The 17,473-nt window shown below is 72.8% G+C and carries 14 protein-coding genes; 5 read left to right on the forward strand and 9 right to left on the reverse strand.

Annotation, left to right across the window (positions count from 1 at the left end; all coding sequences use genetic code 11):
* Positions 1 to 189: 189 nt before the first annotated feature.
* From ACZ6C6_RS24840 to ACZ6C6_RS24850, 3 genes are all read right to left on the reverse strand, one after another.
* A complete protein-coding gene (locus ACZ6C6_RS24840) occupies positions 190 to 1,716 on the reverse strand; it encodes a PTS transporter subunit EIIC (protein WP_469205451.1) in 1,527 nt (508 codons plus the stop codon).
* A 134-nt stretch (positions 1,717 to 1,850) separates the two neighbouring features.
* The gene (gene murQ, locus ACZ6C6_RS24845; protein WP_469205452.1) at positions 1,851 to 2,807 is read right to left on the reverse strand and encodes an N-acetylmuramic acid 6-phosphate etherase; all 957 of its coding nucleotides are present in this window, start codon (positions 2,805 to 2,807) and stop codon (positions 1,851 to 1,853) included.
* Between the two features lie 80 nt (positions 2,808 to 2,887).
* Positions 2,888 to 3,805, reverse strand: a complete 918-nt coding sequence (locus ACZ6C6_RS24850) for a MurR/RpiR family transcriptional regulator (protein WP_469205453.1) — start codon at positions 3,803 to 3,805, stop codon at positions 2,888 to 2,890.
* Positions 3,806 to 3,903: 98 nt separating this feature from the next.
* Here ACZ6C6_RS24850 and ACZ6C6_RS24855 point away from each other — a divergent pair, with 98 nt between their 5' ends.
* Positions 3,904 to 4,287, forward strand: a complete 384-nt coding sequence (locus ACZ6C6_RS24855) for a hypothetical protein (RefSeq protein WP_469205454.1) — start codon at positions 3,904 to 3,906, stop codon at positions 4,285 to 4,287.
* Between the two features lie 4 nt (positions 4,288 to 4,291).
* A complete protein-coding gene (locus ACZ6C6_RS24860; protein WP_469205455.1) occupies positions 4,292 to 4,591 on the forward strand; it encodes a DUF4031 domain-containing protein in 300 nt (99 codons plus the stop codon).
* A gap of 9 nt (positions 4,592 to 4,600) precedes the next feature.
* Here ACZ6C6_RS24860 and ACZ6C6_RS24865 read toward each other — a convergent pair whose 3' ends face one another.
* The 4 genes from ACZ6C6_RS24865 to ACZ6C6_RS24880 all read right to left on the reverse strand — a co-directional run bounded on the left by ACZ6C6_RS24865 (position 4,601) and on the right by ACZ6C6_RS24880 (position 7,703).
* On the reverse strand, positions 4,601 to 5,836 hold the full coding sequence (locus tag ACZ6C6_RS24865; RefSeq protein ID WP_469205456.1) for a Cmx/CmrA family chloramphenicol efflux MFS transporter: 1,236 nt from the start codon (positions 5,834 to 5,836) through the stop codon (positions 4,601 to 4,603).
* A 117-nt stretch (positions 5,837 to 5,953) separates the two neighbouring features.
* Positions 5,954 to 6,610 carry an HD domain-containing protein gene (locus ACZ6C6_RS24870; RefSeq protein WP_469205457.1) on the reverse strand — a complete coding sequence of 219 codons (657 nt, stop codon included), beginning with the start codon at positions 6,608 to 6,610 and terminating at the stop codon, positions 5,954 to 5,956.
* Positions 6,607 to 7,155, reverse strand: coding sequence for a hypothetical protein (locus tag ACZ6C6_RS24875; protein WP_469205458.1), 549 nt, complete (start codon positions 7,153 to 7,155; stop codon positions 6,607 to 6,609). The genes ACZ6C6_RS24870 and ACZ6C6_RS24875 overlap by 4 nt, the downstream gene beginning before the upstream one ends.
* Complete coding sequence (locus ACZ6C6_RS24880; RefSeq protein WP_469205459.1) at positions 7,152 to 7,703, reverse strand: hypothetical protein; 552 nt, start codon at positions 7,701 to 7,703, stop codon at positions 7,152 to 7,154. The genes ACZ6C6_RS24875 and ACZ6C6_RS24880 overlap by 4 nt, the downstream gene beginning before the upstream one ends.
* 156 nt (positions 7,704 to 7,859) lie before the next feature.
* On the opposite strand from ACZ6C6_RS24880, the gene ACZ6C6_RS24885 reads away from it, so the two are divergent.
* Positions 7,860 to 8,477, forward strand: coding sequence for a GNAT family N-acetyltransferase (locus tag ACZ6C6_RS24885; RefSeq protein WP_469205460.1), 618 nt, complete (start codon positions 7,860 to 7,862; stop codon positions 8,475 to 8,477).
* Between the two features lie 56 nt (positions 8,478 to 8,533).
* Here the strand turns inward: ACZ6C6_RS24885 and ACZ6C6_RS24890 are convergent, their stop codons facing one another.
* Positions 8,534 to 10,852 (reverse strand): heavy metal translocating P-type ATPase, encoded by a 2,319-nt coding sequence (locus ACZ6C6_RS24890; RefSeq protein ID WP_469205461.1) that lies wholly within the window; start codon positions 10,850 to 10,852, stop codon positions 8,534 to 8,536.
* 264 nt (positions 10,853 to 11,116) lie between these two features.
* Between ACZ6C6_RS24890 and ACZ6C6_RS24895 the strand changes: the two genes are divergently transcribed.
* Both ACZ6C6_RS24895 and ACZ6C6_RS24900 read left to right on the forward strand, forming a co-directional pair.
* Entirely contained in the window at positions 11,117 to 11,806 is a 690-nt protein-coding gene (locus tag ACZ6C6_RS24895) for a copper homeostasis protein CutC (RefSeq protein WP_469205462.1), read from the forward strand.
* 616 nt (positions 11,807 to 12,422) lie between these two features.
* On the forward strand, positions 12,423 to 15,059 hold the full coding sequence (locus ACZ6C6_RS24900; RefSeq protein WP_469205463.1) for a glycoside hydrolase family 9 protein: 2,637 nt from the start codon (positions 12,423 to 12,425) through the stop codon (positions 15,057 to 15,059).
* A gap of 54 nt (positions 15,060 to 15,113) precedes the next feature.
* On the opposite strand, the gene ACZ6C6_RS24905 is transcribed toward ACZ6C6_RS24900, so the two are convergent.
* On the reverse strand, positions 15,114 to 17,177 hold the full coding sequence (locus tag ACZ6C6_RS24905; protein ID WP_469205464.1) for a HelD family protein: 2,064 nt from the start codon (positions 17,175 to 17,177) through the stop codon (positions 15,114 to 15,116).
* Positions 17,178 to 17,473: the final 296 nt, after the last annotated feature.

The raw sequence follows: 17,473 nt of genomic DNA on the forward strand, positions 1-17,473 counted from the left end.
GGAGTGATTCAGGCTTGAATCAGCTGGTGTTCACATCGACCCGCGCCCACCCTCATTGGAGGGGGCGACTTCCAGTCATCCCTGGTGAAAGTTTCCGGCCATTCCCCTCGGTTCCGGCAAGAACCGAGCCGTGACGACAGAGCGGCGGCCCCCGTGGTGAAGGGGCCGCCGCTCCGTTCCGTGCGTGTCTCAGACCGCCGCCGGCGCCTTCGCCGTTTCGGAAGGCGTGGCCGGGTCCGGGGCCGCTGCCGGGGCTGCCTCCTCCTGGCTCACGTTGAACTCCGCCAGGAGTTCCTTGCTGAAGCCGAAGAAGTACGTCGCCAGGAAGCCCGCGAGGTAGCCGACGACGAGGCCGCCCGCGTAGATCGCGATCGTGGCGCCCAGGCCGTGGTTGCCGTCGAGCAGGGGGAACAGGGCCCAGCCGGACGGGCCGATCGCGGTGGAGCCGACCGCGTCGCCCAGCTGGTTGAAGAAGCCGACGAACGCGCCGCCGAAGGCACCGCCCACGCAGGCCGTGATGAACGGGCGGCCGAGCGGGAGCGAGACGCCGTAGATCAGGGGTTCGCCGACGCCCAGGAAACCGGCGGGCAGGGCGGACTTGATGGTCTTGCGGATCGACTCGTTGCGCGGGAGGCGGAAGTACGTGGCGATGGCCGCGCCGACCTGGCCCGCACCGGCCATGGCGAGGATCGGGAGGAGGACCGTGTAGCCCTGCTGCTCGATCAGCGTCGTGTGGATCGGGATCAGCGCCTGGTGGAGGCCGAGCATGACCAGCGGGAGGAAGAAGCCGCCCAGGATCAGACCCGCGCCCGCGCCGCCGTTGGACAGCAGCCAGTCCGCGAAGTCGCCGATCGCGGTGGAGACCTCGCCCGCCACGTACATCAGGCCGAAGATCGTGACCAGGCCGGAGATGAGGACCGTCAGCGTCGGCGTGACCAGCACGTCCAGCGCCTCCGGCACCCAGCGGCGGCACCACTTCTCCACGTACACCGCGAGGACCGCCGCGCCCAGGGCGCCGAGCACGCCGCCCTGGCCCGGGGAGAGCTTCTGGCCGAACGCCTCGATGTTCGCGACGCCCGGGAAGACGATGATCGCCGCGACGGCGCCGCCCAGGATCGGCGTGCCGCCGAACTCCTTCGCGGTGTTGTAGCCGACGAAGACCGCGATCAGGGCCATGAAGCCGGAGGCCATCGCGGCGAGCGCCGGGGTGACCGAGGGCAGCCATTCGAGGTTGACCAGTAGGCCGTTGAGCCCGGCGATGATGCCGCAGCCGATCAGGGCCGGGATCAGCGGCACGAAGATGTTGGCGATCTTGCGCAGGAACAGCTTGAACGGCGTCGCGTTCTTCGACTTGCGGGCCGCCTTCATCGCGGCGCCCTGCGCGGCCAGCTCCTCCGCCGTGAGCGGGGCTGCGTCGGCCGGGGCGGGGGCCGGGGAGGCCGGGGCCTCCGCCTTGCCCTCCTCGACCAGCTTCTCGAACTCCGGCGTGACGCGGGCGACCGTACCGGGACCGAGGACGATCTGGTACGTGTCGTCCTCGACCACGCCCATGACCGCGGGGACGGCCTTCAGCGCGTCGTCCTGGACGAGCGAACGGTCGTGCAGACCGAGCCGGAGCCGGGTCATGCAGTGGGCGATGGAGCTGACGTTCGCGGCGCCACCGACGAGCGGAAGGATCGCGGCGGCAGTGGCGCGGTTCTTGTCTTCTGTAGCCATGGTGCGTGGTGCCTTGCTGTGCGGGGGAGGTGGTGCGTAGGGCCTGTCCGGCGGATCAGGGTCGGATAGGGCGCGGCGAGGTGCCGTGCCAGGCGTCGCGACCCCGGCCCTGATCCGCCGGACAGGCCCCTAGGTCAGGTGGTGCGGGGAGCGGCGGCGAGCGCGGCGCGGAGGTGGCCGTCCGACTCGGTCAGGAGCGTGGCGGCCGTGGGGCCGTCGACCTGGCCGAGGATCGTCAGGATGGCGTTCTTCACCTCGCCGTCCGTGGCGGCGAGCGCCGCCTCGATCTCCTCGTCGGACGCGCCGGTGGCCAGCGCAACGATGCGCCGGGAGCGGGCCCGCAGCTTCTCGTTGGAGGCACGCACGTCGACCATGAGGTTCCCGTACGTCTTGCCGAGGCGGATCATCGTGATGGTCGAGATCATGTTGAGCACGAGCTTCTGGGCCGTGCCCGCCTTGAGGCGGGTGGAGCCGGTCAGCAGCTCGGGGCCGACGACGACCTCCAGGGGATGCTCGGCGGCGGCGCCCAGCGCGGAGGCCGCGTTGCACGACAGGCCGAGGGTCAGGGCGCCCTTCGCGCGGGCGTGCTCCACGGCCCCGATCGCGTACGGCGTACGGCCGGAGGCGGAGATGCCGACCACCGTGTCGTCGGCGGTGAGCTCCAGCGCCTCCAGGTCGGCGGCGGCCAGCTCCTTGCTGTCCTCCGCGCCCTCGACGGCGGTGACCATGGCGGACGGGCCGCCCGCGATCAGGCCGATGACGTCGGCCGGGTCCGTGTTGAACGTGGGCGGGCACTCGCTGGCGTCCAGCACGCCCAGCCGCCCCGCGGTGCCCGCGCCCGCGTAGATCAGGCGACCGCCGCGGGCCATGCGCTCGGCGGTGGCGTCGATCGCGGCGGCGATCTCGGGCAGCCGCTCGGCGACGGCGGCCGGGACGGTCTGGTCCTCGCCGTTCATGATCCGGGCGATGTCCGCGGTGGCCAGCCGGTCGATCTCGGCGAGCTCCGGGCGGAACTCCTCGGTGGTGAGGGTCGCGAGCTGGGCGCGCAGCTCGCCGTAGCCGTCGGGGGTGGCGTCGGTGAGGGAGGTCATGGAGAGCGGCTCTGCTTTCTCGTACGGCGTGCGGATGCGGGGCGGGTGCGGGGCGCTGCCGGAGGGCGTCCGGGTGACGGTCAGCGGGTGCGCGGGGTGTGGCGGTGGGCCAGCGCCTCGTAGGAGGCGGCGAGGGCCGGGGCAGCCGTCTCGTACGTACGCTGCGCGACGCCTATGAACAGGCAGTCGACCACCAGGAGCTGGCTGGTGCGGCTCGACATCGCGGCCGGGCGCAGCTCGCTCTCGCGCGCCGTGGACGTCGTCAGCACGTGGTCCGCGTACTGCGTGACGGGGCCGTCGGGGCGGCCGGTGATCGCGACCGTCGTCGCGCCCCGGTCGAAGGCGACGCGCAGCGGCTCTATGACGTCGCCCGTCGAGCCGGAGTGCGTGATCGCGATGGCCATGTCGCCGGAGCGGAGCTGCACGGCGTTGGTCACGGCGAGGTGCGGGTCCGTGTGGGAGTGGGCGATGAGGCCGATCCGGGCCAGCTTCTGGGCCAGGTCCTGGCCGACGAGGGAGGACGCGCCCACGCCGTAGATGTCGATCCGGCGCGCGGTGGCGGCGGCGGCGACCGCCGCGCCCAGCTGCACCGTGTCGAGCCCGGCGGCGGTGTCGGCGAGGGTCTGCTGCTCGTCGTAGGCCAGCTTGGCGACCACGTCGGCGATGGGGTCGTCCACCGCTATGTCCGCGGTGACGGCGGGGGCGCGGCCGGACTCCTGGTGGGCGGCGAGACCGGCGAGCGCGAGGCGCAGGTCGCGATAGCCCGGATAGCCCAGGAGGCGGGCGGTGCGGACCACCGTCGCCTCGCTGGTGCCCGTCAGCTCGGCGAGACCGGTGACCGTCAGGGCGGCGCAGCCCGCGGGGTCGCCGGCGACGGCCTCGGCGACGCGCTGCATGGAGCGGGTCATGGACGGCGCCAGCGTCCGCACCTTGGCGGCGAGGGCCGCCGGAGCCGGAGGCGAGTCCGTACTGAAACTTTCCTTCAGGTCATTGGTCACCTTTGAAAGATATTTTCAAGTCCGGGGTGCGTCAACCCTCTTTGGTGTGACCTTTGGCGAAAACCGTTGACGCCGCCGGAGGGGTGGACAATGGCTGCATGGAGCAGAATCCGCCGGAGCCCGACCGCCTTGAACAGGCGCTGCACACCGCCCGCGCCCTCGTCATGGCCGACCTCGCCGCCGGGGACGTCGCCGAGGCGCAGATCGTGTCCATGGTCGAGGACGCCGTGACGCACCGCCGGTGGTGGGTGGAGCAGTGGCCGGAGGGCACGGAGTTCGTCGCCGGCCTCATCGCCCAGGACGTGCAGGACGCGCTCCTGGAGGCGTACGGCCGATGGCCGCTCTGCCCGGTCTGCGACGCGGGGGACCCGCACGCGCTGGAGGTGGAGCCGGAGCTCGGGCCGCACCCGCACTGGGTCTGTACCAAGGCCGCGGTGGCGGTCGCCCCGGTCGGCGCTCTCAGCGGGATACTCCGGCGGTGAGGCGATGACGCTCTACATCGACCCGCCGACCTGGCCCGGCCACGGGCGCCTCTGGTCGCACCTGGTCAGCGATGTGTCCTTCGAGGAACTGCACGCCTTCGCGGCGTCCATCGGCGCCCCGGCGCGGGCGTTCGAGCGCGACCACTACGACATCCCGGCCGCCCGTTACGAGGACGCGGTGCGGGCCGGGGCGCGGGAGATCGGCTCGAAGGAGCTGGTCCGCCGGCTCACGGAAGCCGGCCTGCGGAGGCCCAAGGGGCGCCCGGCGCCCGAGCGCCCGGCGCCCGAGCGCCCGGCGCCCTGAGCACCCGGCTCAGCCCGTCGCGCACTCCGTCGACTCCGCCGGCGCCCCCTTGAGCGGCGCCCCCGCACCCCGCGCCACCAGCCGGGAGGCGGCCGTGCCGCGCGCCCGCTGGAGCCGGAGCGAGACCACCACGGCCACCAGCGCCGCCACGGTCATCGCCGCCCCGGCCCAGGCGGTCGCCTCGAAGCCGAAGTCCGCGTCGATCACCGCGCCGCCGAGCCAGGGGCCGCCCGTGTTGCCCAGGTTGAACGCGGCGGTCGTCGTCGCGCCCGCCAGCGTCGGCGCGGCGCCCGCCACGTTGAACATCCGGGCGTTGAGCGCGGGCGCGGTGTAGAACGCCGACAGGCCCAGCAGGAACGACAGCGTGATCACGGCCGCCTGGTTCGACGCGAACAGCGCCAGCGCCGACAGGAAGACCGTGGAGGCCGCGATCCCGCTCAGCAGCACCCCGAAGAGGTGCGCGTCCGCGACCCGGCCGCCGATCGTCGTACCGACCAGGGCGCCCACGCCGAACAGCGCCAGCACGGTCGGCACCCAGCCCGAGTCGAGACCGGCTACATCCGTGAGCAGCGGCGCAAGATAGCTGAACGCGCAGAACACGCCGCCCGCCGCGAGCGCGGTGATCACGATCGACAGCCACACCTGGCGGTCGCGGTAGATGCCCATCTCCCGCTTGAGCTGCGGCTTCTCGTCGGGCAGCGGGATGCGCGGGATCAGCGTCACCACGCCGACCAGGGCCACCGCCGAGGCCGCGCCGACCGCCCAGAACGCCGACCGCCAGCCCAGGTTCTCGCCGAGGAAGGCGCCCAGCGGGACGCCCAGCACGTTCGCGATCGAGAGACCGCCGATCATCACGGCCATGGCGCGGGCCCGCGCGTTCACCGGCACCATCGCGATGGCGACGGCCGCCCCGACCGCCCAGAAACCGGCGCACGCGAACGCGCTGACCACGCGGGACACGAACAGCACCTCGTACGTCGGCGCGAGCGCACCCGCGACCTGGCCGAGGCCGAAGACCGAGATCAGCGCGATGAGCGTGGTGCGGCGCGGCAGTCGCAGCGTCGCCACGGCGAGCAGCGGGGCGCCGACCACCATGCCGATCGCGAACGCGGATATGAGGAGTCCGGCGCGCGGAATCGACACGTTCATGTCGTCCGCGATCGGGGGCAGCAGCCCGGAGAGCATGAACTCGCTCGTGCCCAGGGCGAAGACCGAGAGGCCGAGAATGTATACGGCCAGGGGCATACGGGAAGGGGCGCGCACGGCGGAGTCAGGCATGACAGGTGGCAACAGCGGAAACGTTCCTGACATTCCCCGGTCTGCCGGTGCCCGTGCCGGTGCGTCGCCGCCCGCCGCACCTGGTCAGCGCGTGAGCAGTTCGAGCTCCGTCAGCAGATTCTGCCGGGCCCTCGGCTCCCACTCCCTCGTGCCGTACGGCGTGCGGAACAGCCGCGGCAGTCCCAGGAGCTGCCGCAGCACCGCCGCCCGGCCCTCCCGGAACGCCTCGTCCGGCACGAACCCGTACTCCTCGCGGACCTGCGCCGCGTACTCCCCGTACTCCTTGGGCGGCGCCGCGAGGATGGCCAGGTCCGCGTCGCACAGGACCTCGCCGTTGGTGTCGCCGGGGGCCGGGTCGTGCGTGACGGTGAGCCGGACGAGCCGGGCGGTCTCCTCGGTCACCGCGTCCGGCACGCCGGCCTCCGGGAGCGCCCGCTCGGCGAGCACCGCGCTGCGCTCCTCGTTCTCCGACCGGTCGGGCCGGTACACCGCGTCGTGGAACCAGGCCGCCAGGCGTACGGCGTCCGGGTCGGCGGCGTGCCCGGCGAGCGTGTCGATCCGGTCCAGCACTGCCGCGAGGTGGGCGGTCGTGTGGTACTTGCGCTGGGGCTCGGCCCAGCGGCCCAGGAGATGGTCGGCGTACGGGAGCGGATCGGGGCCGTCCGCACCGCCCCGGGCCGCCACGAGGGTGTCGTGCCAGCGGGTGCGGAGCGCTTCGTCCTGCGTGCGGTCGTCCGTCATGCGCACGAGGGTAGGCCGAAGTGGTCGGTGATGATCCGCAGGGTCGCGGCGCCGTCCGCGTTGAACCCGGGCTCCGCTTCGTAACGCGGGGTCTCCCGGCCGACGATTCCGGCGGCCAGCAGCTCGCGCACCAGCAGGTCGCCGTGGCGGCGGGTCTCGCGGCGGGCACCCAGGTTGAAGTACGTGGTCGAGAAGCCGCGCCTGCTGTGGATGAACTGGAACGGGTGCGCCTCGCAGTGGGGGACCGAGTAGTTCTGCCCGTGGGGGCACTCGCAGGCCGGGGTGGAGGCGAGGAACACGGTGTCCACGGGGTTGGGGCGGCCGAAGCGTTCCTCGTAACGGAAGCCGGTGAGATAACCCGCCTGGGTGGCGACGTCGCCGCCCTTGGCCGTGGCCGCGTCGTGCGTCAGCCAGACCCAGCCGTCGGACGCGCCCGCCGTACGAGCGGGGAGGCCGAGGTCCGCGTAGATCCCGCTCAGCGTGGGAAGGGCGAGGCCCCTCGCGTACGTGACGAACGTGTCCGGAGGGAGGGCGACGGTGCTCACAGCGCTGCCACCTCGCGGGCCAGCGGCGGCGAGGGCAGGGCGAAGCAGGCGGCTATCGCGCGCATGATCCGCTCCTCCTTGCCGGATTCGTGTGCGTCGCAGTCGTGACTCGGATCGGTCTCCCAGGCGAGGCATTCCGCGTCCGGGCCGATGAGGTTCGCCGCGAGCAGTTCGGCGGACATGTGGTCCGGGTTGTCGCCGACGCGTTGTTCCACGTCCTCGAAGCTGAAGTGGACGATCCACTTCCCGTCGCGCAGATACGTGAAGTCCGGACCGTGCGCCTTGGCACTGCACGGCTCGGTCACGATGACCACGACCTCGCCCCGAGGGGCGCAGAGGCGCGTGTAGTCGATGTTGTCGTAGTCCTCGGTCTCCCAGTTGGCCATGTCATGCACCGCCCAGGCCCAGCCCCCCGCCTCGCCATCGGCCAGCGGCTCACGGTCCTGCTCGCGCAGCCCTGCCACGAGCGCGTCCCGGGACAACCCCCGCGCGAACACGAGGTTGACCTCGTGGCCGGGGAACTCGTACGCACTGTCGATGAATGTCATGCGGCGAGCGTAGACGGGGGGACCGACAACAGGGTTGGGGGCAGGGGGCGGTGGGTCCGGACGGCCTTATTCGCGCGACATCGGCGGCGCGGCTCTGGGAATCTGCGTGCGGGCTCGGGCCCGTTGATTCCCTGCTTCCGACTGGATGGGTGAGCGATGACTTCTGTGCTGGTGGGGCCGGTTCTGGAAGGTTCTCGGGTGCGGCTCGAACCGCTGGAACACCGGCATGCGGAAGGGCTGTTGCGGGCCGGGCAGGAGAACCGGAGCTCGTACGGATACACCTGGGTGCCCGGGCCCGGGGAGGTCGAGGGCTATATCGACGCCCAGTTGGGGCGTGCTGCCGCCGGGAAGCTGGCGCCGTACGTCCAGGTGGACCGGGCATCGGGGCAGGTCATCGGGGCCACCGCGTTCTGGGAGCCGCGGTACTGGATGGATGACGACAGCCTCACCGCCATCGAGGTCGGCTTCACCTGGCTCGCCGCGTCCGCGCAGGGGACCGGGGTGAACACCGAGTCCAAGTACCTGCTCTTCCGGCACGCGTTCGAGGAGTGGGGCGTCTCGCGCGTCGACCTGAAGACCGATGCGCGCAACCAGCGCTCGCGGGCAGCGATCCAGTCGGTGGGCGCCACGTTCGAGGGTGTGCTGCGGAACTGGTCGCCGTCGTGGGTGCCGGGAGAGGAGGGGCGGTTGCGGGATTCGGCGATCTTCTCCATTACGGGGGAGGAGTGGCCGGGTGTGCGGGGGCGCCTGGAGGCGCGGATGGGGATTGCGTAGGCGGCTTTCCGGGGCGCCCCCGTGGGTTCGGGGACGCCCCGTGAACGGTTCCGTCCTCAAACGCCGGACGGGCTGGGTGTGGCGGACGGGCCGGGTGTGCCCCGGAACCTTCGCAGGCGCAGCGAGTTGCCGACCACGAAGACCGAGGAGAACGCCATCGCCGCTCCGGCGATCATCGGGTTCAGGAGGCCCGCCGCGGCCAGCGGAAGCGCTGCCACGTTGTACGCGAACGCCCAGAACAGGTTCGTCCGGATCGTGCTCAGCGTCCGGCGGGCCAGGCGGATCGCGTCCGGGGCCGCGCGGAGGTCGCCGCGGACCAGGGTGAGGTCGCCCGCCTCGATCGCGGCGTCCGTGCCCGTGCCCATCGCCAGGCCCAGGTCGGCCTGGGCCAGCGCGGCCGCGTCGTTCACGCCGTCACCGACCATCGCCACCGAGCGGCCCTCCGCCTGGAGGCGCTTGACGACGTCCACCTTGTCCTGCGGCATGACCTCCGCGTAGACCTCGGTGATCCCGACCTCGGCCGCGACCGACTCCGCCACCGCCCGGTTGTCGCCGGTCAGCAGGATGGGCGTCAGGCCCAGGCGGCGCAGGCGGGTGATCGCCTCGGCGCTGGTGTCCTTCACCGCGTCGGCCACCTCGAACACCGCGCGCGCCTCGCCGTCCCAGGCGACCGCGATGGCCGTCCGTCCGGCGGCCTCCGCCTCGGCCTTGCGGGCGGCCAGGTCCGCCGGGAGCCGGATCTCCCACTCCGCGAGGAGCTGTTCGCGGCCGACGAGGACCGCGTGGCCGTCGACCACGCCCTGTACGCCGAGGCCGGGGACGTTCGCGAAGTCCTCCGGAGTGGGGAGAGCGGTGCCGGTGCGTTCGGCGGCTCCGGTGGCGACCGCTTGGGCGATGGGGTGTTCGGAGGCGTGTTCGAGGGCTCCGGCGAGGCGGAGGGCGTCGGTCTCGGTGGTTCCGGGGGTGGTGTGGACGGCCTGGAGGGTCATGCGGCCGGTGGTGACGGTGCCGGTCTTGTCCAGGACGATCGTGTCGACGCGGCGGGTGGACTCCAGGACTTCGGGGCCCTTGATCAGGATGCCGAGCTGGGCGCCTCGCCCCGTGCCGACCATGAGGGCGGTCGGGGTGGCGAGGCCGAGGGCGCAGGGGCAGGCGATGATCAGGACCGCCACCGCCGCCGTGAACGCGGCCGTCAGCCCCGCGCCGTCCGCCAGCCAGAAGCCCAGGGTGCCGAGCGCGAGCGCGATGACCACGGGGACGAAGACCGCCGAGATCCGGTCCGCGAGGCGCTGGGCCGCCGCCTTGCCGTTCTGCGCGTCCTCGACCAGCTTCGCCATCCGGGCCAGCTGGGTGTCCGCGCCGACGCGGGTCGCCTCGACCACGAGGCGGCCGCCCGCGTTCAGCGTCGCGCCGGTCACCGTGTCGCCGACACCGACCTCGACCGGGACGGATTCGCCGGTGAGCATGGACGCGTCCACCGCCGAGGAGCCCTCGACCACGGTGCCGTCCGTGGCGATCTTCTCGCCGGGGCGTACGAGGAAGCGGTCGCCGACGTGGAGGTCCGCCGTGTCCACGGTCACCTCGCGGCCGTCGCGCAGGACGGTGACCTCCTTGGCGCCCAGTTCGAGGAGCGCCTTCAGGGCGGCGCCCGCCTTCCGCTTCGACCGGGCCTCGAAATAGCGCCCGGCGAGGATGAACGCGGTGACCCCGGCGGCCGCCTCCAGATAGATGTTGCCCGCGCCGTCGGTGCGGCCGATGGTCAGCTCGAACGGGTGCGTCATGCCGGTCATCCCGGCGGTGCCGAAGAACAGCGCCCACAGCGACCACAGGAACGCGGCGGACGTGCCGAGCGAGATGAGCGTGTCCATCGTCGCCGCGCCGTGCCGGGCGTTGGTCCACGCCGCCCGGTGGAACGGCCAGCCCGCGTACGTGACGACGGGCGCGGTGAGGGTGAGGGCGAGCCACTGCCAGTTGTCGAACTGGAGCGCCGGGATCATCGACATCGCGATCACCGGCACCGCGAGGAGAACGGCCGTGATCAGCCGCTGCCGCAAGGTGTCGGCCTCCTGCGGGGCGCGTGCGGCCTCGTCCTCCCCCGTACGCGCCGGGGGTGCGGGCTCGTGCGCGGTGTAGCCGGTCCTCTCGACCGTGGCGACGAGGTCCTGTACGGAGGCGGCGGCGCCGTCATAGGTGACGTGGGCCTTCTCCGTGGCGTAGTTGACGGTGGCCGTGACGCCGTCCATCCGGTTGAGCTTCTTCTCGATACGGGCCGCGCAGGAGGCGCAGGTCATGCCGCCGATGGCCAGCTCGACCTCGGCCTGGGCGGGCTGCGCGGTGCGCGCGGTGTGCGCGGTCTGCGCTGTGGGCGCTGACACGGTGGCCTCCTCGTGGTGGTCCCTGGGTACCCGCTCTAGGTACCCCCCGGGGGTATCTCTCTCCTTCATGTATACCCCCACCCCCTATGTCGGGGCAAGGGTGATCCTTCGCGGTGTGCGCGGGGTGGGCCGGTCGGTCGGCCGCCGCCCGTTCGGGCTCGCGTATCTTCACGTTCACGGTCAGGGCTGCGCCGTGGGCCTACCGCCCCGTAGGCTGGGTCATTGGACTAGACCTGTAGCTGCTTCCTGGAGGATTGGGTTCCCATGAGCAACCGTGCAGTCCTGGAGGTGATCGCTCTCGACGCGGAGGACGCGGTCGCCGCCCAGGCGGGTGGTGCGGACCGGCTTGAGCTGGTCACCGACATGGCGGCGGACGGCCTCACCCCGTCCTGTGCGACCTTCGCGGCGATCCGCGCCGCGGTGGACATTCCGCTGCGGGTGATGCTCAGGGTCGCCGACGGCTTCGCGGCCGGTGACGTCGAGATACTCGTACGCAAGGCGCGCGAGCTGCGGGCCGAGGGGGCGGACGAGTTCGTCCTCGGCTTCCTCGACGCGGACGGGAACCCGGACCTGGTCGCGGTCGAACGGCTCGTCGCCGTGCTGGACGGCTGCCGGTGGACGTTCCACCGGGCGATCGACCGGGCGGCCGACCGGGACGCGCTGCGCAAGGCGCTCGCGGACCTGCCGGGGCTGGACACGTATCTGACGGCCGGGGCGGCGTCCGGGGTGGACGCGGGGATACCGACACTGGTGGCCGAGGCGGGGCGGCGGGGCCGGCCCGGGTACGAGCCGCGGATTCTCGTGGGGGGCGGCTTGCGGCTTGAGCACCTGCCGGCGCTCCTGGACGCGGGCATCGACGCCGTCCACATCGGCGGCGCCGCGCGCCCGAAGGGCTGGGCGGGGCCGGTGGACGCGGATGCGGTGCGGGAGTGGCGGGCGGTGCTCGACCGCTAGGCGCGGGGCCTGGGGGTGGTGCGGTGCCGCCCCGGGTGCGCCCGTCGCGCGCCGTTCCTGCGGGGGCGCCGCCCCCGGACCCCCGCTCCTCAATCGCCGGAGGGGCTGGGTTTGGTGGTGGCGCTGGGCCCGCCCGCGTGCGTGGCGCCGCGGTTTCGGGGGCGCTGCCCCCGGACCCCTGCTCCTCAATCGCCGGAGGGGCTGGATGTGTCGGCGGTGCCCGGTTCGCCTCCGCGCCTAGTTCGTCCCCCGCGCGGGTCGTGGTGTCGGGGGCGCTGCCCCCGGACCCCCGCTCCTCAAGCGCCGGAGGGGCTGAATGTGTCAGCGGCGCTGGGTTTGGTGGTGGCGCTGAAATGGGGCGCCGGACCCGGGGGAACCCAGCCCGTCCGGCGATTGAGGACGGAACCCTCGGCCCGGACCGGGGCACCTCGGCGGCGCCCACTCACCCCGCGACGGAACGTCGCCCTGTCATGACCCTGGCGCAACTGCCGCCCCCCGCCCCACAATGGCCTCGCGGTGATGGGAACGCTCCCATGGCGCGCCTCCCCGGCATGCCCGTGTGTCGTGGGAGCGCTCCCATCTCGTTGTCGTCCGTCCCCACGACGAAAGGCCTCCGGTGAACGCCTCCTCACCCCCCTCCTCCGTCCGGCGCCGAAGGCGTGCGCTCGGCGTGCTGGCCGTTGCCGCCCTCTGCGGTGGGATTCTGACCGCGCCGGGCGCCGTCGCCGCCGATGGCGACCCCGCGCCGGAGCAGGTCGTCAACGGTGACTTCTCCGCCGGGACCGCGCCCTGGTGGTCGACGGCCAACGCACCGGTCGCCGTCGTCGACGGGCGGCTGTGTGCCGACGTGCCGGGCGGGACCGCCAACCCGTGGGACGCGATCATCGGGCAGAACGACATCCCGCTCGTCGCCGGGGAGGCGTACACCCTTACGTACACGGCGAGTTCGACCGCACCGCTGTCCATTCACACCAACGTGCAGATGGCGACCGATCCGTACACCGCCGATCTGTCCGCGACCGATCACATCGGCGCCGAGGCGACCGCCTACACGCACGTCTTCACCGCGTCCGCCGACCAGGACGGCGCGCAGGTGGCGTTCCAGGTCGGCGGGGGCGCGGAGGCGGCGACCTTCTGCGTGGACGACGTGTCGCTGCGCGGGGGCGCCGAGCCGCCCGTGTACGTGCCCGACACCGGGTCGCCCGTCCGCGTCAACCAGGTCGGCTACCTCCCCAAGGGCCCCAAGACCGGCACCCTGGTCACCGACGCGACCGACCCGCTGCCGTGGACGCTGAAGGCGGCCGACGGGACGGCCGTCGCCAGCGGGACGACCACCCCGGGCGGCGAGGACCCGACCTCGCGGCAGAACGTGCACACCTTCGACTTCAGCGACGCCACCGCCACCGGCGACGGCTTCACGATCGAGGCGGACGGGCAGGTCAGCGAGCCCTTCTCGATCCGGGCGGACCTGTACGACAGCCTCCGGTCAGACTCGCTCGCGTACTTCTACCAGAACCGCAGCGGCATCGCGATCGACGCGGACCTGGTCGGCGAGGAGTACGCGCGCCCGGCCGGGCACCTCGGTGTGGCGCCGAACAAGGGCGACACGGACGTGCCGTGCCAGGCGGGCGTCTGCGACTACCGGCTCGACGTGCGCGGCGGCTGGTACGACGCCGGGGACCACGGCAAGTACGTCGTGAACGGCGGCATCGCGGTCGCCGAGCTGATGGACACCTACGAGCGCACGCTCACCGCCGACGGCGCCGAGTCCGCCGAGCTGGGCGACGGCGCGCTGCGGGTGCCGGAGCACGGGAACGACGTCCCGGACATCCTGGACGAGGCGCGCTGGGAGCTGGAGTTCCTGATGCGCATGCAGGTCCCGGCCGGGGAGCCGCTGGCGGGCATGGTCCACCACAAGGTGCACGACGCCAACTGGACCGGCCTTCCGATGCGCCCCGAACTCGACCCGGAGCAGCGCGAACTGCACCCGCCGACGACCGCCGCGACCCTGAACCTCGCCGCGACGGCCGCCCAGTGCGCCCGCCTCTACGCCCCGTTCGACGCGGACTTCGCCGCTCAGTGCCGTACCGCCGCCGAGACGGCGTGGACCGCTGCGAAGGCGCACCCGGACGTGCTCGCCAGCCCGGCCGACGGTGTCGGGGGCGGGACGTACGAGGACAACAACGTGAGCGACGAGTTCTACTGGGCCGCCGCCGAGCTGTTCACCACGACCGGCAAGGACGCGTACCGGCAGGCGCTGCTGGACTCGCCGCTGCACGGTGACGTGGACGGGGCCTTCCCCGCCGACGGCGGCATGTGGTGGGGCGGCACCGCCGGGCTCGGCGTGCTGACCCTGGCCACGGTCCCGAACGACCTGACGGCCGACCAGCTCGCGGACGTGCGGAACGTCGTGACGACGGCCGCCGACCGGTACAAGGCGCAGACCGAGGACCAGCTGTACGGCGTGCCGTACGCGCCCAAGGACCAGAACTACGCCTGGGGTTCGAACAGCCAGGTCCTGAACAACATGATCGTGCTGGCGGCCGCCGCCGACCTCACCGGTGACGCCGGTTACCGGGACGCCGTGCTGCGCGGCGCGGACTACCTCTTCGGGCGCAACCCGCTCAACCAGTCGTACGTCACCGGCTACGGCGAGCGGTTCTCGCAGAACCAGCACCACCGGTTCTGGGCGCACGAGTCCGACCCGTCCCTGCCGCACCCGCCCGCCGGGTCCCTCGCGGGCGGGCCCAACCTGACCGCCCCGACCTCGGGCGACCCGGAGGCCGCCTCGAAGCTCAAGGGGTGTGCGGCCGCGATGTGCTACCTGGACGACAACGGCTCGTACGCCACCAACGAGGTCGCCATCAACTGGAACGCCCCGCTCGCCTACATCGCCTCCTACCTGGACGACGCGGGCGACGCCACGGGTCCGGAGCGGGCCTGCAAGGTGACGTACTCCTCGCACCCGTGGAGCACCGGCTCGACCACCACGGTCACGGTGAAGAACACCGGCACCGAGCCCGTCACCCCGTGGTCCCTGACCTGGCTGCTGCCCGGTGACCAGAAGCTCAGCCACACCTGGAGCGCCGCGATCAGCCAGTTCGACAGGACGGTGACGGCGACGCCGCTGTCGTGGAACCGGACCATCGCGCCCGGTGCCTCCGTGGACTTCGGGTTCAACAGCAGCCGTACCGGCCCGGCGGCGGACCCGGGCACGGTCAAGCTGAACGGGCGGGCCTGCGCCGCCGAATAGACCGGGCGGGGGCGGGGGTGGACAACGGTCCCCCCGCCCCCGTTCACTTCCCGGCTACGCCAACTCCTCCGGCAGCGGCGCCGAGTGAAGCACCGTCAGCCCGGAGACCGCACGGGTCAGCGCCACGTACAACCGGCGCAGGCCCGTGCGCTCGTCCGGCTCGCCGTCGACCACGGCGGCCGGTTCGTCCAGCACCACGTAGTCGTACTCCAGGCCCTTCGCCAGCGACGCCGGGACCAGGGTCAGCCGGGTCTCGGCGGTCGTCTCCTGGCCGGGGGAGAGGTACGTGTGCCCGGCCGCGGTGAGCGCGTCGGCCAGGGCCGGGACGCGGGCGTCGGCGGCGATCAGGCCGATCGAGCCCTCGTGCGTCAGGGACTCCTCGCAGGCCGCGACGACCGCCGCGTCCAGTTCCGTCACCTCGCGTACGGAGAGGGACCCCGGCGACTCACGCACCGACTCCACCGGCGTCAGCCCCGGCGAGATCACCGGGAGCAGCCGCGACGCGTACGCGATCACGTCGCGCGGCACGCGGAATCCGGCCGTCAGCTCCTCCACCAGCGCGTCCGCCTTGCCCAGGTGGTGCAGCGCCTGCTCCCAGCTCTGCGTCGACCAGGGCGTCGTGCCCTGCGCCAGGTCGCCGAGCACGGTCGCCGAACCGGTCGAACAGCGGCGGCCCACCGCGCGGTACTGCATGGGGGAGAGGTCCTGCGCCTCATCGATCACGACATGGCCGAGCGAGTGCGTACGCGACACCAGGTCGGCCGCCTCGTCGATCAGCACCGCGTCCGCCGCCGACCACTTGGCGGTCTTCACACTGCGGGCGGGCCTGGCCCAGAGGATCGCCTTCTGCTCGTCCTCGGTGAGCAGCCCGTCCGCGTGCTCCGCCAGGAAGTCCGCGTCGGACAGCAGCCGCAGGACCAGCTTCGCCGGGTCCACGGCGGGCCAGACCGCCTTCACGGCCGCCTTCACGGCGGGGTTGCGGGCCACCGCGTTCTGCACCCGGTCGTCGGGGGCCTCGCCCGCCTGCTCCATGCGCACCAGGACGGCGTGCGCGATGCGCTGGGGCAGTGCCTCGTGGGCGGCGCCGTAGCGCATGTCCCGGGCCAGCAGCTCCTGGACCATCTCCTCGATCTCGTACGCCGGTACGCGCCAGCGCCGCGAGCCGCGCACCACCATCACCGACTCGGTCGGCGGGGTGACGTGCGAGCGGAGGGCGCGCCGCAGGACCTCCGCCATGCGGGCGTCGCCCTTCACGACGGCGGCCGGGGCCTCGTCCGCGCCGCGGACCTCGACCTGCGCGGTGACGAGGTCCTCGACGGTCGCCTGCTTGACCTCCAGCTCGCCGAGGGCGGGGAGCACCTGCTCGATGTAGTGCAGGAAGGACCGGTTCGGGCCGACGACCAGGGTGCCGGTGCGGGCCAGGCGCTCGCGGTGCGCGTACAGCAGATACGCGACCCGGTGCAGGCCGACGGCGGTCTTCCCGGTGCCGGGGCCGCCCTGCACGCAGACCGTGCCGCCCAGCTCGCTTCGGACGATCTCGTCCTGCTCCGGCTGGATCGTCGCGACGATGTCCCGCATGGGGCCGACGCGGGGGCGCTCGATCTCCGCCTGGAGCAGCTTGCTGGTCTGCTCGGCCTCGGCGGGGTCGGTCAGGTGCTCGTCCTCGTACGCGGTGAGGTCGCCGCCCGTGTAGCCGAAGCGGCGCCTGCGGCCGACGTCCAGCGGGTCCTTGCGGGACGCGCGGTAGAACGGCTGGGAGACCGGGGCGCGCCAGTCGATCACCATCGGGTCGCCCTGCGCGTCGTGCACATGGCGGCGCCCGATGTAGAACTGCTCGCCCTCCGCGCCTTCCGCCTGCTCCGCCCCGACGACGTGCAGATAGTCCAGGCGCCCGAAGAACAGCGGGGTGTGGGCCAGGTCCGCGAGCGACTTGATGCGTTCGTCGATCTGGGCCTGGAGCACCGCCGCGTTCACCCAGTTCGCGGTGACATCGCGGATGTCCAGGGCCTGGGCGTCCTCCCGCATGGCGCGCAACGCGGCGCGGGACGCCGCGAGATGGGCGCGCTCGTGGGCGAGGGGGTCGGTGGTGGTGTCGCTCTCGAATTCGTGCGCGGGCACGGTGTTGCCTCCGGCATTCAACGCAGGACGGCGGACCGCGTCCCACCCTCGGGGTGTGCGGTCCGCTCGGGGATCGATCGTGCGTACGGTTGTCGGCCGGTTTCCGTCCGGTCGGCGGCGCTCCCCCGGCTGCCGGAAGGGCCCCTCGGGGGCCGCCGGTACCACGGTGCGGGAGGCGGGCAGACCGGGGAGTGTACCGGGGGGCGGGGGCGGACGCGAATGGTTTTCCTACGGCTCCGAGGACCGGGGCCCGTCCGTCCCGTAGGGGAAGCCGTCCTCCCGTAGGGGGTGCCGTG

It is taken from the genome of Streptomyces sp. NPDC041814 (genome assembly GCF_055590565.1).

Coding starts and splice junctions, on each gene's coding strand:
- ACZ6C6_RS24840 (WP_469205451.1), bottom strand. CDS start 1,716: ATGGCTACAGAAGACAAGAACCGCGCCACTGCCGCCGCGATCCTTCCG.
- murQ (WP_469205452.1), bottom strand. CDS start 2,807: ATGACCTCCCTCACCGACGCCACCCCCGACGGCTACGGCGAGCTGCGC.
- ACZ6C6_RS24855 (WP_469205454.1), top strand. CDS start 3,904: ATGGAGCAGAATCCGCCGGAGCCCGACCGCCTTGAACAGGCGCTGCAC.
- ACZ6C6_RS24860 (WP_469205455.1), top strand. CDS start 4,292: ATGACGCTCTACATCGACCCGCCGACCTGGCCCGGCCACGGGCGCCTC.
- ACZ6C6_RS24865 (WP_469205456.1), bottom strand. CDS start 5,836: ATGCCCCTGGCCGTATACATTCTCGGCCTCTCGGTCTTCGCCCTGGGC.
- ACZ6C6_RS24870 (WP_469205457.1), bottom strand. CDS start 6,610: ATGACGGACGACCGCACGCAGGACGAAGCGCTCCGCACCCGCTGGCAC.
- ACZ6C6_RS24880 (WP_469205459.1), bottom strand. CDS start 7,703: ATGACATTCATCGACAGTGCGTACGAGTTCCCCGGCCACGAGGTCAAC.
- ACZ6C6_RS24885 (WP_469205460.1), top strand. CDS start 7,860: ATGACTTCTGTGCTGGTGGGGCCGGTTCTGGAAGGTTCTCGGGTGCGG.
- ACZ6C6_RS24895 (WP_469205462.1), top strand. CDS start 11,117: ATGAGCAACCGTGCAGTCCTGGAGGTGATCGCTCTCGACGCGGAGGAC.